Genomic DNA, 15,723 nt, shown 5'->3' with positions numbered 1-15,723 from the left:
GCGATGAGTTTCCCGGAGGTGATCGTCGAAGCCGACGGCGGTTCGCGGGGCAATCCCGGGCCGGCCGGGTACGGCGCGGTCGTCTACGACGCCGATCACGTCCGGGTGCTCGCCGAGCGCTGGGAATTCCTCGGCATCGCCACCAACAACGTCGCCGAATATCGCGGATTGATCGCGGGGTTGGCGGCGGCCGCGGAACTGGGCGCCGAGTCGGTCGTGGTGCGCATGGATTCCAAGCTGGTCGTCGAACAGATGTCCGGTCGCTGGAAGATCAAGCACGCGGCCTTGATTCCGCTCGCCGACCAGGCTCGCAGGATCGCGGCCGGGTTCGCCCGGGTGAGCTACGGCTGGATCCCGCGCGCGCAGAACTCACATGCCGACCGGCTCGCGAACGAAGCCATGGATGCCGGAGCCGACGGCGGCGAGGGCGGTGTCCCGGCGGCGGACACCCGGTCGACCGAGGCCGCCGATCCGGCCCTCGCGGCCACCGAGCGCGATCTGCCGAGTTGGATCGACGAGGTCAGGGACGCGAACGCCGAACAATCGAAGCCGGCGCAGCACGGCCCCGGCTGGACGCGTGCCACCGGTCGGCCCACGCGTTTGCTGCTACTTCGCCACGGTCAAACCGAGTTGTCGCTGCAACGCCGCTATTCCGGTCGCGGCAACCCGCCGCTCACACCGCTGGGCCGCGAGCAGGCCGCACGGGCCGCGAAGATGCTGGCCGCCAAAGGCGGCATCGCCGCTGTGGTCAGTTCTCCGCTCGGCCGGGCCAGGGAAACCGCCGAGGCGGCCGCCGCCGCGCTGGGGGTGCCGGTCGAGCTCCACGAGGGGTTGATCGAGACCGACTTCGGCGCGTGGGAGGGGCTGACCTTCGCGGAGGCCGCGCAGCGCGACCCGGACCTGCACGCCCGCTGGATCGGTGATCCCACCGTCGCGGCACCCGGTGGGGAGAATTTCGAGGAGGTCCGCGCGCGGGTGGACGCGGCTCTGCGTGACCTGCTCGAGCGGTATCCCGGCGCCAATGTGGTCGTGGTCAGTCATGTGACCCCGATCAAGACGCTGCTGCGGCTGGCCCTCGATGCCGGCCCCGCGCTGCTGTATCGATTGCATCTGGATCTGGCGTCGCTGTCGATAGCAGAGTTCTATCTCGACGGCGGCTCTTCGGTGCGTCTGGTGAACGACACCTCCTACCTCTGAGGCGGACGAGGAGCCGGAATCGAGGGCGAACGCGGTGCGCGGCGGGCGAATTATGCATCATTGCAACACATTTGCGTTTCACAATCGCGCGATGCGGTGAATCTCACTTCAACTCGGCCTGGTGCGGCGAGTAGCGGTAGGCTTCCGGACGGTCAGGCACAGGCGTCCAGCTGTCCGCCTGGCCGGGGTCGACGCAGTGGCCTCGGTCAGTGCTGCTCAGCGGGACGGTTCCGCGGGGGCAGTGTGGCCCACGGGCCGCGAAGCGGCGGGAAGTAGCTGTGCCGTCGAGTGGTTCGATGAGAGTGCAGGTTCGATGAGCAGTCCGATCAAGGTTGTCGTTCTCGGGGCGGGGATCGGAGGACTCACCGCGGCGGCCGCCCTGCGGCATGCGGGCTTCGGCGTCGAACTGTACGAAGCGGGCCCGGAACTGCGGGCCCAGGGTTTCGGACTTTCGGTGCAGGCCAACGGCATCAACGCACTGCGCGCCCTGGACCTCGGCATCGACGAGCAGCTGCTCGAACGCGGCGGCCGAGTCGAGACCTTTCGTTTCTGCAACCCCGACGGCAGCCCGATCCGGGTGCTCCCGGTGCATCGGCTCGACGCCCAGCTCGGCGCTCCCGCCGTGGCGCTGCACCGCACCGACCTGCACGACGTGCTGCTGAGCGCGATCGGCGACACACCGACTTTCGTCGGCGCGCAAGCCACCCGGTTCGTCGACGACGGTGAGCACGTGCGCGTCGAGTTCGCCGACGGCCGGGTCGCCGAGGGTGATCTGCTCGTCGGCGCCGACGGCATCCACTCGGTGGTGCGCGCCCAGCTGCACGGCCGCACCGAGCCGCGTCCCGGCAATTTCGTCTGCTGGCTGGCCTGCATCCCGTTCGAGCACCCCAATGTCGCGCGCGGGTTGTCGGCGCACTTCTGGGGCACCGGAATGCGTTTCGGCATCCACGACATCGGTCACGGCCGGGTGTACTGGTGGGGCACCAAGACGCTGCCCGCCGACGAGGCCGCGAACTGGCAGGGCGGCAAGGAAGACCTGCTGCGCTTGTACGCCGACTGGGCGCCGGAGGTGCGCGCCTGCATCGAGCAGACCGACGACGCGGCGATCCTGGCCGTGCCCGCGCAGGACCGCCCCCCGCTGGCCGGATGGGGCCGCGGCCGGGTGACGCTGCTCGGCGACGCGGCGCACCCGATGCTGCCCAGCCTCGGCCAGGGCGCCAACTCCGCGATCGAGGACGCGGTGGTGCTGGCCAGTGTGCTGCGCAACTCCCTGGATCCGGTCGCGGGCCTGCGTCGTTACGAGAAGTTGCGCGCCGACCGCACCGCCATGTTCGTCAACGGATCGGCGTCGCTGGCCAAGATCGAGCAGACCACCGACCCGCGCCTGGTGCGCGTGCGCGACACCTACTTCCGGCACGCGCCCACCGAATTCTTCCTGCGTGAGCTCGGCAAGCCGATGTCCTTCCCGGCGCCGGACGGGCCGACCGCGCGGCTGCCGCGCCCGCTCTCGCCGGTCGAGCGCTGGCACTGGATCGCCGATCAGCTGGCGCCGCTGCACATCCTGTCGCGGGTGCGGATCCGGGGCCACGTGGGGGTCGAGCAGATCCGCGCGGGCCTGGACGAGGTGCAGCGCAGGCATCCGCTTCTGCGGGTCGCCGTCGCCGCTGAACCGGATGGCACCGCACCGCGTTTCGTGCCGGTGCAGGCCCCGATTCCGCTGCGGGTGATCGAATCCGAGGACAGCACCAACTGGTTGACCGAGGCCGACGAGGTGGAGCTGCGCGAGCCGTTCGACTGGCGCACCGGCCCGCTGGCCAGGGCGGTGCTGATCAAGGAGACCGACGGCACCAACGAGCTGATCGTCACGCTGCACTACGCCATCGCCGACGGTGAGAGCGCGCTGTCGGTCGCCAAGCAGGTGCTCCAGGTGGCCGCCGGGGAAGGGGGCGAATTCTCGCCCGCGCCGGTCCGACCGGGCCCGGAGGAACTTTTCCCCGCGCGCTTCCACGGCGCGGGCGGTGCGCTGCGCACCGCCGGTTCGCTCCTGCGCGACCAGAAGTCGCAGTTGCGCAAGCCGCGCAGGCTGGAGCCGACCACGCTGGCGCCACCCGCGCAGCGGCGCAGCCGGGTGGTGCACCGCAGCCTCGACGGCGACCGGTTGGACGCGCTCACCGCGGGCTGCACTCGCCACGGCGTCGGCCTGCAGGCGGCCCTCTCCGCCGCGCTGCTGATCGCCGCGGCCAGGGAGGCGGGCACCGAGAAGGCCGCCTGGTACACCGTCGGCAGCTCGGTCAACTTCCGTGACCATCTCGACGGCGCCGCGAGCGACACCGAGGTCGGCACCTATCAGGGCATGATCGCCACGCCGGCGAAGTACGCGCCGTGGGCCTCGCTGTGGGAGATCGCCGCCGAGATCGAGCGCGAGTACGGCGCGCGGTTGGACCGGCGCGATCACCTGTCCGCGTTGAACCTGCTGAAGGTGGCCGCGCCGAAGTCGGTGGCCGCCAGTGCGTCCACGGTGAAACTCATGGACACCCGCGGCCCGGGTCATCTCTGTATGACCTACCTGGGTGACTACCCCTTCCCGGACAAAATCGGCTCCTGGCAGCTGGAAGGCGCGCAGTTCGTCTCCGGTATGTCCGTCAGCGGCTTCATCATGGCCACCGCCAACGCGACGCACAACGAGCTGTCTCTCAACATCGGCTACGTCGAGCCCGCGGTATCGCGCGACCGAGCCGATCGTCTGGCCGACGAAAGCGTGCGCGCGCTGCTGTCGGCCTGCTGACCGGCCCGCATACACCGCGATAACAACAGCGGAGTCGCGGCATCGGAAGTGCCGATGCCGTGATTCGCGATATCGATAACTGGATAAGTGTGGTAGCAGCTTTGCGTGTCAGCGATCAGGGTGGGCTTGGATAGATCCGCGCACGGCCGGTGCCGCGACTGTCGCGATAGGAGTGACTGTGACATTCGAACCGAGTGCTACTTCCGAGAGACCGCCCGAAGCCTGGCCGGTCAGCGCGTACCAGCGTGATGTGTTGTCGGTCGCCTACCGGTATGCCCCGGTGCCGGTCACCCGAAACGCCTATTGCGCGTTCATGGGCGAGCCGTTCGACATGGATCGGTTGCGGGCCGTGGTGCGCCGGGCGTTGCTCGCCGACGAGGCGCTGCGCCTGCGGTTCGAGTTCTCCGAGGGCCGGTTCTGGCAGTGGGTGTCCGACGAGCTGCCCGAGGTCGAGTTCGTCGATCTCAGCTGGGCGTCGGACCCGGCCGCGGCGCGCCGCGACTGGGTGAACCGGGCCAACGTGACGCCGTCCCCGCCACGGCAGCCGTTCCGGATCGCCGCGCTGGTCGACGGACCGGACCACTTCCATCTCTACGTCGCGATGCACCACGCGATGATCGACGGCTGGGGCGTGAACGCGCTGTGGAGCGCGCTGGTGGACAACTACAGCCGCACCGACCTCTCGCTCGAGCAGCTCGCCGAGCCGGACCCGGTCACCGAGCAGACCGACCGCAGCGCGGCGACCTATCGCAAGATCGCCGCCGAACACGACGAGTATCTGTCCTCGCCACAGTGGGCGGCGGATCGGGACGCGCTGGTGCGCCGCTTCGAGGGAGTGGTTCCGGCGCTGTTCTCCGGGCGTTCGAGCACCCCTGACGTCAACCGGGGGCGTCGACGCGTGGTGGTGGAACCCGCCTTCCTGGACCGCATCCGAGCCACCGGCTTCTCCGTCTTCGCGTTCACCGTTTCGGCGCTGGCCGCCTACCTGACCACCATTCACCGCTCCGAGGAGGTGGTGATCGGCGTCCCGATGCTCAACCGGCACAGCGCGGAGACCTTCCGCACCGCCGGGCACCGGACGAACGTGGTCCCCCTGCGCATCCGGGTCGATCCCGCCCAGCCGCTGTCGGCGGTCGCCACGGAGGTGGCCGCGCAGATCCGGGAACTCAAGCGGTACGAACGTTTTCCGTACGGCGACCTGGCGCGCGCCCTCAACAGCGATCCGACGGCGCCGCCGCTGTTCGACGTGGCGTACTCCTATATCAAGATGCCGCCGTCGGATCACCTCGACAAGATCCTCGGCACCCTCGACATCGTCAATCCGGGCACCGTGCTCGAGGCGCTGAACATCCTCGGCGTCGAGCACGCGCGCGACGGCTCGCTGAACCTCCAGCTCTACTACGACAAGGACGTCTTCGACGAGAACTTCCCGCTCGAATCGGTCGTGCGTGGCGTCGGCGCGCTGGTGGTGGCGGCGCTGGACCGGCCCGAGGCGCCGATTTCGGCCTTGCCGTTGATGTCGAGGCGGGACCAGGCGGCCGTCGCCGCGTTCGAATCCGGTCCGCGGGCGGACTTCCCGTACACGACGATCGACCGGCTGGTCGCCGACGTGGCCGCGCGGCATCCGGACCGGATCGCGCTCGAACCGGTCGCCGGGTCCGGGGAGCAGCCACTGCGCTACGCCGAATTGTTGACGCTGGCCGAGGGGTTCGCCGCCCGGTTGCAGGCACTCGGCGCGACCGGCAACGAGTGCGTCCCGGTGGTACTGCCCCGCTCGACGGAGATGCTCGTCGCGATCTTCGGCGTGTTGCGGGCGGGTTGCGCCTATGTGCCACTCGATCCCGACTTCCCGGCCGCTCGGATCGAGACCGTGCTCGCCGACTGCGGGGCGCGCTTCGTGGTGGCGGGGCCGGAACATGGCGCGGTCTTCGACAGGTTGGACGTCACGAGGCTCACGGTGGCCGACACCGACCCGGCGCGCGGGGTGGAAAGCGTCTCGCATCCAGCCGATCTCGGCTACCTCATCTACACCTCCGGGTCCACGGGCGTGCCGAAGGGGGTGATGATCGAGCACCGGTCGGTGGTGAACCGCCTGACCTGGATGCAACGGCGCTACCCCCTGCACGAGTCGGACGTGATCTTGCAGAAGACGCCGGTCACCTTCGACGTGTCGGTGTGGGAACTGTTCTGGTGGGCGATCACCGGCGCCCGGCTGGCGCTGCTGGAGCCGGGCGGGGAGCGCGATCCGCGCCGCATCGCCGACGCGATCGCCGCGCACGGCGTGACCGTGCTGCACTTCGTGCCCTCCATGCTGGCCGCGTTCGTCGACGAACTCGCGGCCGACCCGGCGGCGGTCGCACGGATCGGCAGCGTGCGGCGGGTCTTCGCCAGCGGCGAGGCGCTACCCCCGGCGCTGGTGCGCCGGTTCCACGCCGCCTTCACCGCCGCCGGAGCCGCAGCGCCGCAGCTGGTGAATCTCTACGGCCCGACCGAAGCCACCGTCGACGTCTCCTACTTCGACTGCCCCGCGGACGAGCCGCTCGATGTGGTGCCGATCGGCCGCCCCATCGACAACATCGACCTGCTCGTGCTCGATCACATCGGCCGCCGGGTGCCGGTCGGCGTGCCGGGCGAGCTGAACATCGCGGGTGTCGGCGTGGCCCGCGGCTATCGCGGCAGGCCCGAGCTGACCGCCGCGGCGTTCGTCGATGATCGCGCAGTGCCGGGGCGCCGCCGGTACCGCACCGGTGACTTGGTGCGCTGGCTGCCGGACGGCAACCTCGAATACCTGGGCCGCTTCGACGATCAGGTGAAGATCCGCGGCAACCGCATCACCCTCGGCGAGGTGCAGAACGCCCTGCTCGGCTGCGCCGGGGTGCGCGCGGCGGCCGTGGTGGACGAGGTCTCGGAGGCGCACGGCGTGCAACTGGTCGGCTACTTCGTCGGCGCCGATGTCTCCGGGGAGGAGATCGCCGAGCAGCTCGCGGGCAGGCTGCCCCGCTACATGGTGCCGTCCCGGCTGCTCCGGGTGGACCGGATCCCGCTGACCCGCAACGGGAAACTGGACCGGCGCGCCCTGGCCGAGCAACTCGTTCTCGGCGACGGCGCCGATCCGGCCGCGGGCGCCGAGCCGCGCACCGATATCGAGATCGGGCTCGCGCAGGTCTGGCGCAGTGTACTGGGCGTCGAGTCGATCGGCGTGCACGACAACTTCTTCACCCACGGCGGCGATTCCATCCTCGCGCTGTCGGTGCGCACCGCCGCCGAACGCGCCGGGCTCTACTTCGACGTGGACGCCTTCTACCAGGCGCCGACCATCGCCGAGCTGGCCCGCGTCGTGCGCGACGACCGCCACGACGAGCGCGGCCGCGTCGCCGCGCCCCTGGAGACGGTGCCGCTGATCGACCGCGCCGCACTACAGCAGGCCGAGGACGCGTTTCCGGCCACGGCCCTGCAACTGGGCATGCTGTATCACAGCATCGAGCGCGCCGACTCGGTCACCTACAAGGACGTGTTCCGCTACCGGCTCGAAGTACCGTGGGCCGCCCCGCAATTCAGGGAGGCGGTGGACCGGCTGGTGCGGCGGCAACCCGCGCTGCGCTCGTCGTTCGACCTGAGCAGGTATTCGGTTCCGCTGCAGATCGTGCACGCCGCGCCCAGCTACGAATTCCAGATCGTCGACCTCGGCGATCTGGACGAGGCGGACGTCGAGGAGCTGATCGAGAGCTATCTCCAGGAACGCGCTCACGCCCACTACGACATCTCGGTCGCTCCGCTGTTCGCCATCCGGGTCTTCGTCCGCCCCGGTCCGCGGGAGCCGGTGGGCACGGTGGACTTGGTGCTGAGCTTCCACCACGCCATCCTGGACGGCTGGAGTGTCGCCACGTCGGTGCTGGAACTGCTGCTGGATTACCTGAACCACATCGGCATGACCCGCGACCAGGTCGAGGCCACGGCGCATCCGGCCACCGTGCTCGCGGAGTACGCGCGGGCCGAGCAGGGCGCGGCGCGCGACGCCGCGGCCCGCGAGTATTGGCTGACCACCCTGAAAGGCGCCGAACCCACCGCGCTCACCGCGCTCGGGGCGCACCAGCCGGTGGTGGCGGGTGTGCCGCGAGCGCGGGCGCTGGTGCCGCGCAGACTGGCCGAACGGGTCTCCGCGTTCGCCACGCGGCACCAGGTGCCGGAGAAATCGGTGTATCTGGCCGCGCACTGCCTGGCGTTGCGGGCGCTGACCGGCCGCCCGGACGTCACCACCGGCGTGGTGAGCCACGGTCGCCCGGACCGGGCCGGCGCCGAACGAGTGGCGGGGCTGTTCCTCAATACGCTGCCGATCCGATTGGACGGCACCGCGACCACCTGGCGCGCGGCGGTGCAGCAGCTGGCGCGTCGCGAACGCGAGGCCTACCCGTTCCGCCGCTACCCGCTGCGGTCGATCCTCGCCGATGGCGGGCCGGTTTTCGAGACGGCGTTCAACTTCGTCAACTACCACGTCTTCCAGCCCATGCTCATGCTGGACGGCGTGCGCCTGCTGGACTTCGACACCCGCGAGGAGACCAACTTCCAACTGCTGGTCACCGCCGCCACGGACCCGCGCGACGGCCGGATGTGGTTGCGGGTGGACGGCGACCACACCCTGACCGCCGAGCAGTGCGAGACCGTGGCGCTCACGCAGTTGCGCATGCTGGCCGGTATCGTCGCCGATCCCGACGCGGCGATCGACCGTGGTGTCGGCCCCGCGACCGCACGCGACGTGGGCACGCTGGTGGCCGAAGCGGCCGCGCTCGACCCCGCCCGCATCGCCCTGGCCGGCGACGACGAATCCGTCACCTACGACCAGCTGATCGAACGCTCCGACCGGTTGGCCCGGCGCCTGGTCGGACTCGGGGTGTCGCCGGGCGACCGGGTCGGCATCCTGATGGGCCGTCGCCCGCAACTGGTGCTGCTGGTGCTCGCCCTGACCAGGATCGGGGCCGCGTGTGTTCCGCTGGATGTCAGTTATCCGCGAGCCAGGCTCAATCTGATGATCGACCGCGCCCGCCCGCACCGCGTGATCGCCGACGCCGCCTATCGCGACATCGTCGACGACGCCGACTTGGTGCTGGACACCGCCACACTCTTCGACGACTCCGCGCCCGACGCGGAAGTCACGCTGCCCGACCACGTCTCGCCCGACGCGGTGGCCTACGTGCTGTTCACCTCCGGGTCGACCGGTGAGCCCAAGGGTGTCGCGATGCCGCACCGCGGCCTGACCTCCCTGGTGGATTGGCAGAACCGCGCGGCCACCGGCACCGGCCTGCGCAGCACCCTGCAGTTGGCGCCGTTGAGTTTCGATGTGTCGTTCCAGGAGATCTTCACCACCCTCGCGGCCGGGTCCACGCTGCGGGTGAGTTCGGCCGATCTGCGATCGAACGTCGAGCAACTGCTGAACACGGTGGTGGAGGAGGGCATCGAACGGCTCTTCCTGCCGTACGTCGCCTTGCAGGCGTTCGCCGAGGCGGCTGTGAACCACCGGATGTTCCCGACCGAACTGAAGGTGCTGATCTCCTCCGGCGAGCAGCTGCGCATCACCGACGAGATCCGCGCCCTGTGCAAGGTGGTTCCCGGCCTGGTGCTGGAGAATCAATACGGTCCCACCGAATCCCACGTCGCGACGAAGTTCACGCTGACGGGTCCGGCCGACGAGTTCCCCGCGCTGCCGCCCATCGGCCGCGCCGTCGACGGTGACACCGTCGAACTGCTCGACAGCGCACTGCGGCCGGTGCCGGACGGCGTGATCGGCGAGATCTATCTCGGCGGCCGCAGCATCGCCCGCGGCTACGAGGGCAGGCCCGCGCTGACCGCCCAGCGGTTCGTCGCCACGCACGCGGGCGGAATCCGGTACCGCACCGGCGACCTCGGTGTCCGGCTGTTCTCCGGCGACCTCGTCTGCCTGGGCCGCAGCGACAGTCAGGTGAAGATTCGCGGGTTCCGGGTGGAGCCGGCCGAAGTCGAGTTGTGCATCCTGAGCTTGGTCGAGAAGTTCCCCGGCATCACCGAGGCCGCCGTGGTGGCCCGCGGTTTCGGCGGCATCGACGGCTCGCTGATCGCGTTCCTGGTCGGCGCGCCCGAGCAGACCGACCTCGCCGCGTTGCGACACGACCTGCGCTCGATGCTCCCCGCGCACATGGTTCCGTCCAGGTTCGCCTGGCTCGACGAACTGCCCCGCACGCCCAGCGGCAAGCGCGACGACGCGACGCTGCGCGCCTACGGGGAGGATGCCACCGAATCGGTGTCGCCACGGCGGGAACCCGCCGATGAGTACGAGCGGTCGGCGGTCGAACTGCTGGCCGAGTACGCGGGACTGCGGGCGATCGGCGTGGACGACGACTTCTTCGCTGCGGGCGGTACGTCCATCGGGGCGATGCGCGTGGTGATGGCGCTGTCGCGCCGCTGGGGCGTCGAGGTGCCGCTGGACGCGTTCATCGGCGCGCCCACCGCCGCCGGGATCGCCACGCTGGTGCGGTCGGGTCAGGTGCGGCGCACGTTCGATCCGCTGGTGCCGATCAGCGTCGGCGGCGGCAAGCCGCCGTTGTTCCTGGTGCACCCGATCGGCGGAAACGTGCTGTGCTACTTGGCCCTGGCGCGTTATCTGGATCCGGATCGCCCGGTATACGGATTGCAGGCGGCGGGCGCGGATACCGGCAGCGCCCCGGAGAAGAGCATTCCCGCGATGACGGAGTCGTATCTGCAAGCGGTGCGGAGGGTGCATCCGACGGGGCCGTATCACTTGGCGGGATGGTCGTTCGGCGGCTACGTGGCCTTGGAGATGGCCCGCCGGCTACCCGAGCACGAGGTCGCCAGTGTGACGCTGCTGGACACGATGGCGCTGCGCGCGCAGACCCGCACTCCGATTCCGGAGGAGAAGCTCATCCGGTGGTTCTTCCTCGAGCTGCTGTGGTACGCGCGGGGAAGCAATTCCGCCCTGGTCGATTTCGAGCCCGACGTGCACAATTCCGAGGACCTGTTCGCGGCGATGCTGGCGGAGTCGGTGCGATCGGGCATCCTGCCCGACGACAGTTCGCCACAGACGATCCGGCGTCTCTACGAGGTGTTCTTCGCCAACTACTCGGCCATGCTGGACTACGAGCTCGAGCCGTACGAGCGCGACATCACGCTGTTGCACGCCATCGAGGGCCTGCCGCCGGGCGTCGACCTGGCGCACAAGACCGTGGGCAGCATGTTCGACAGCGCCGACAACGGCTGGAAACAGTACGCGGCGCGCCGGTTCACGATGATCGACGTGCCCGGCGATCACCTGAACATGATGACCGAGCCGAACATCGGCGAGGTGGGGCTGCGGTTGGACGAGGTGATGTCGGCCGCCGACCCCGATCTGGACCGCGAATGGGACGAGTCCATGCTGGACGCCTGAGATTCGAGCTGGAGTGGCGGCCGACGAGGTCCGGTTTGTCCGCCGATCCGCAGGGTATCCGGGCCGCGACGGCATCCGAGACACCCGCTCCGCACCGCGAGGCCCAGCACAGGAGACAGCCATGAACGAGCGCGAACCCACGGACAACAGGACCGACGACGTACCGGGCACCGCGGGCGTCTCCGGTGGCCGGTCGGCCGGAACCGGGCAACCGGCCGACGACGCGGCGCACGGGGCCGCTGGGGAGCAGAGCGCCACCCAGCGCACGGCGAACACGTCCAGCGGCGCCGGGAGAACACCGGACCCGCGAAGCGCGGCGCAGGTCGCGGAAGACGTAGCTGCGCAGGCGGGCGGCACCGCCGATGCGGCGGAGACGGTGACTTCGGGGATGGTTCCGACCGGTACGGCCCCGCAGGCGGGCAGCACGCCCGACGCGGGGGCGACCGTGTCGTCGGCCGAGGCTCCGACCGATACGGCCGCGCAGGCGAGCGCCGCCGCTGGTGCCGGGGAGAAACGGGAGCCGGAATCCACCGGCAGGCATGCGGCCGAAACCGGGAGCAGGCAGGAAACGCCGGTAACGGAGTCGGTTCGACGCGCCGCCGAACGCGCCGAGCAGGTTCAGGCGGACGTCGCCACTGCCGCCGAACGTGGCGCAGCGGGAATCCCCGGGCCGGTGGCTCGTCCGGGCCGCACGCTTCTGGAGACGCTGCGCGACAAACCCCTCCTCGCCGCGATTCCCGCTGCGGTCCTGGCCTTCATCTTCTGGCGCGCGCTGCGCCGGGGCTGACCCGACTCACACGCGACACCGGTAGATCTGCCGAGATCCGCCGTTCGGCCCGGGATCCGCCGCCTCCGCGGGATGGAAGCCCAGGTGCTCGTAGAACGCGCGCGCACCGCCGGTGCCCGCGCCGGGATGGTCGGGCCCGAAGGTGACCACCTCGAGCGTGCCGGGGGCCGGCACGTACCGGCGGATCGCGTCCGTGGTCAATGCCCTGCCGATCCCGTGCCCGCGGGCCTGTTCCGCGACGACAGCATCGGCCGATTCCGTCGACTCGAGGAAACCCTCAGCCGGGTCGCAGAGCGATGTCGAGTTTGCTGCGCAAACGCCCGAAGTGCGGATCGGTGTCGTGGCGGGCGAATCCGTCCAGCTCCCACCAACGTTCACCGTCGAACTCGCGCGGATCGAGGGCATGATCGTCGGCGCGGTCACCGCGGATGACATACCAGAGGCTGACGTCCTCATGACCGGCGCCCGAGCCGACGGTGGTGGTCACGGTGAGGAACAGCGGGTCGGGCCCGACGACGTCGAAACGGGCTTGCACGCCGATCTCCTCGGCCGCTTCACGCCGCGCGGCGTCGAGCGGATGCTCGCCCGGATCGACATGCCCTCCGGTCGGCAACCACAGCCCGGCGAGGCGATGTCTGCCGAGCAACACCGCCCGTGCCGCCGGATCGACCAGCACGACATAGGAGACCAGGTGCCGCGGCGGCGTCGCTGGTTTGGCCCGCCGGAAGATGTCGTCGGTCGACGCCAGCCAGCGCAGCGTCGTGTCGATGTGCTGCCGTTCGAGCTCGTCGAGCGGCACGATCCGGCGGACGGTCTCGGCGACCGCGGTGGTGGCGGGATGCATGGCACGAACGGTAGCGCCGGGCACCGACAGGTTCAGCCGTCCAGCACGACAGGTTTCAGCCGGGCCGTGTACGACGCGGCGCCGATGTGCGGCCCGGCCGCGGGGCCGGGCCGCGAACGTCCTATGGCCGCAGCACCGACACCAGGAATTCGGTCTGGTCGTACACGGTCTTCTCGAAGACCTCGTCGAAATAGATGTCGAAATGTCCTGCGGGATAACGTTTCACCACCGCGTGCTTGGTGCGTTCGGCGGCGCGCAGCGCCGATTTCACCGGTGCGACGGAATCATCGTCACACAGCGCGTACAGCACCGGCATCTTCAGGGCCTTCGCCCGTCGCCCGGGTGCGTCCAACAGCGCCGAGAACGCCACGCGCGCGGCTACTTTCGGCTCGTAGGTCTCGCTCTCGTCGGTCAGCCTGCGAAAGCCGTCCGGCACGTCGGGTGCGCTCATCAGCGCCGCGGCGCCTCTGCGTCCGGCCAGCCGGACGCCGATCGGCTTGCGCCGCAGCGTTCCGACCAGCAGGTCGGTGGCCGCGATGGCGCTGACCTTGACCAGGCTGATCGGCCCCTTCGCCAACGCCGAGGACAGGCCGCTGGTGAACGGCACTTGCGCGACGACAGCCGCGATATAGGCATCGTCCGGCGCCACCGAGAGCACGTGCCCGCCGCCGAACGACGTGCCCCACAACGCGATCCGGGTCGCGTCGATACCGCGCAGCGTGCGCGCGTACGCGATGGCGGCATGCCAGTCCGCGCGCTGGCGCGCGATGCTCAGCACTTGGCGTGGCATGCCCTGACTGGCGCCGAAATGCCGATAGTCGAATATCAGGACCGCCATTCCCGCGGCGGCGAAACGCCGCGCGTACCGATCCAGTCCCATTTCCCGATTGGCCCCCAGGCCGTGTCCCATCACCACTAGCGGGCGGGGTTTGGGTGCGCCGTCCGGGCGATAGAGCCACGCCGCGCACTGTTCGCTTCCGGATGGGAAGCCGACCTCGACACGTTCCATGGCCACCAACCGTACCCAGTATCCTGTTCTGGCGGACGAGTTGGTCGGGCGGCCGCGGCGTCGGGAACGGGCACGGATGTGCCGCCGCCCGGCGCCGAGGAAAGTCCGGACTCCACAGAGCAGGGCGGTTGCTAACGGCAACCCGGGGTGACCCGCGGGACAGTGCCACAGAAAACAGACCGCCCACGGCCCAGTGGTCGTGCGGTGAGGGTGAAACGGTGCGGTAAGAGCGCACCAGCGCCCCGGGTGACCGGGGCGGCTCGGTAAACCCCGCCCGGAGCAAGGTCGAAGGCCGCACCGTACGCGGTGCGGCTGCGCAGGCGCTCGAGGGCTGCTCGCCCGAGCCTGCGGGTGGACCGCTCGAGGCACCCGGCGACGGAGTGCCCAGATGGATGGCCGCCTCCCGGCCCGGTGCCGGGGACAGGATCCGGCTTACAGACCAACTCGTCCGCCCGGGGAGTTCGCACACCGGCTCGATTCCGCACGCGGTGCGCGGCGGAATCAGCGGGTGTGCGAAGCACGCCCTGATCGAGCGGGGTCAGCACATGAGTTTGGCCATTTGGTAGATCGCCCTGGCTTCCTCGGGGCTGGGCTGGGTGTGGCCGCCCGCGCGCTTGATGATGTTCTTGACGACGTCGTCCTCGGATTTACCCGCTTTGATGTCGCCGCAGGTTTCGGTCAGGACGCTGGCGATCTTCGCGTCGTCCTTGCCCTCGGCCAGCTTGGGGAACGCCCCGCGGAAGCTGACGACGAACGCACCCGCCTTCACGCTGTCGACCTGGGCGGCGGCCTGTGCCGCCGTGGTGGTGGCGGCGGACGAGGTGGCAGTGCTGGTCTTGTCGTCCCCGCAACCGGCGAGGAGCAGGGCGAAGAGGGTGGCGCTGGCCGCGATCGCGGCGGTAGTTCTTGTCACGGAGCGGCATGCTAGCGGCCGATAACCACCGTCGCCTCCCGTCAGGTTAACGGGAGGCGACGAGTAGTGGGAAAAGAATCGCGCGAGTCAGATCGGATCGATCACGAAAACCTGCGCCCAGTACGCGGCCTGCTCGGGGCCGAGCAGCGGCAACAGATAGTCGAACAAAATCGATGACATAGGTATGGAGCTCCCAAATTGTCGACGTGCGGGACATTTTCCGAACGCGCGGGCGCACCACGCCCGTCACGGCGGGCCACGTTAGCAGCGCCGGCGCGGTCGTGTCTCGGGGCGCGATCCTCCGCTGTCCGATTCGTACTGAACTGGCCCTGATCGTGATCGACGTCATAAAGTAGTCGCCGTTGGCAAGGCCCGGTGCGGGGCAGCGCCGGGCCATTCATACTTCGATCGCGGGAAAGCAGGTCTCAACACATATGCGAGTAGTTCGCTCCATGGTTGCCGGCGCATTGGTCGCAGGCGCCGCTTCGATTTTCGCGGTGCTGGGTGCGGGTTCGGCCGGCGCAGTCGCGGTGACCCCGCTGCCGGGCGGGGTTCAGGTCGACCTGAGTCCCGCCGACACGGCGTGGGTGCACCAGAATCATGTCGGTCTGGCTATCGCCGGGCTGCCGCATCCGTCCGCCGCCTCCTTCGGTGAAGCGCTGGACGCGGCGGCTCAGGTGTCGTCCTCGGTGCCGAACGGCCGGGTCACCTTCACCGTCTACGGGCCGTTCGACCAGTTGAACGGCACCATGCTGGCGCTTCAGTAGGACCCGG

The 15,723-nt window shown here is 69.8% G+C and carries 9 protein-coding genes and 1 other RNA gene; 6 read left to right on the top strand and 4 right to left on the bottom strand.

Annotation, left to right across the window (positions count from 1 at the left end; all coding sequences use genetic code 11):
• Positions 1 to 3: 3 nt before the first annotated feature.
• The 4 genes from ACT89H_RS15345 (at position 4) to ACT89H_RS15330 (ending at position 12,183) form a co-directional block, all read left to right on the top strand.
• Positions 4 to 1,197 carry a bifunctional RNase H/acid phosphatase gene (locus ACT89H_RS15345; protein ID WP_445109258.1) on the top strand — a complete coding sequence of 398 codons (1,194 nt, stop codon included), beginning with the start codon at positions 4 to 6 and terminating at the stop codon, positions 1,195 to 1,197.
• 313 nt (positions 1,198 to 1,510) lie between these two features.
• Entirely contained in the window at positions 1,511 to 3,982 is a 2,472-nt protein-coding gene (locus ACT89H_RS15340; RefSeq protein ID WP_445109257.1) for an FAD-dependent monooxygenase, read from the top strand.
• A 178-nt stretch (positions 3,983 to 4,160) separates the two neighbouring features.
• A complete protein-coding gene (locus tag ACT89H_RS15335) occupies positions 4,161 to 11,396 on the top strand; it encodes a non-ribosomal peptide synthetase (protein WP_445109256.1) in 7,236 nt (2,411 codons plus the stop codon).
• 121 nt (positions 11,397 to 11,517) lie between these two features.
• Entirely contained in the window at positions 11,518 to 12,183 is a 666-nt protein-coding gene (locus ACT89H_RS15330; protein WP_445109255.1) for a hypothetical protein, read from the top strand.
• Between the two features lie 6 nt (positions 12,184 to 12,189).
• On the opposite strand, the gene ACT89H_RS15325 is transcribed toward ACT89H_RS15330, so the two are convergent.
• From ACT89H_RS15325 to ACT89H_RS15315, 3 genes are all read right to left on the bottom strand, one after another.
• On the bottom strand, positions 12,190 to 12,561 hold the full coding sequence (locus ACT89H_RS15325; RefSeq protein ID WP_445109254.1) for a GNAT family N-acetyltransferase: 372 nt from the start codon (positions 12,559 to 12,561) through the stop codon (positions 12,190 to 12,192).
• Positions 12,461 to 13,027 carry an NUDIX hydrolase gene (locus tag ACT89H_RS15320; protein ID WP_445109253.1) on the bottom strand — a complete coding sequence of 189 codons (567 nt, stop codon included), beginning with the start codon at positions 13,025 to 13,027 and terminating at the stop codon, positions 12,461 to 12,463. The genes ACT89H_RS15325 and ACT89H_RS15320 overlap by 101 nt, the downstream gene beginning before the upstream one ends.
• Positions 13,028 to 13,148: 121 nt before the next feature.
• On the bottom strand, positions 13,149 to 14,036 hold the full coding sequence (locus ACT89H_RS15315) for an alpha/beta hydrolase (protein ID WP_445109252.1): 888 nt from the start codon (positions 14,034 to 14,036) through the stop codon (positions 13,149 to 13,151).
• Between the two features lie 36 nt (positions 14,037 to 14,072).
• Between ACT89H_RS15315 and rnpB the strand changes: the two genes are divergently transcribed.
• Positions 14,073 to 14,487: RNase P RNA component class A (rnpB, locus tag ACT89H_RS15310), an RNA gene on the top strand.
• 87 nt (positions 14,488 to 14,574) lie between these two features.
• On the opposite strand, the gene ACT89H_RS15305 is transcribed toward rnpB, so the two are convergent.
• A complete protein-coding gene (locus ACT89H_RS15305; protein WP_445109251.1) occupies positions 14,575 to 14,949 on the bottom strand; it encodes a hypothetical protein in 375 nt (124 codons plus the stop codon).
• 452 nt (positions 14,950 to 15,401) lie between these two features.
• Between ACT89H_RS15305 and ACT89H_RS15300 the strand changes: the two genes are divergently transcribed.
• Complete coding sequence (locus tag ACT89H_RS15300) at positions 15,402 to 15,716, top strand: hypothetical protein (RefSeq protein WP_445109250.1); 315 nt, start codon at positions 15,402 to 15,404, stop codon at positions 15,714 to 15,716.
• The last annotated feature ends 7 nt before the right edge of the window (positions 15,717 to 15,723 follow it).

Source organism: Nocardia aegles (assembly GCF_052545135.1).
Note: the sequence above shows the minus strand (reverse complement) of the source record. Positions and strands in the feature narration are given on the sequence as shown.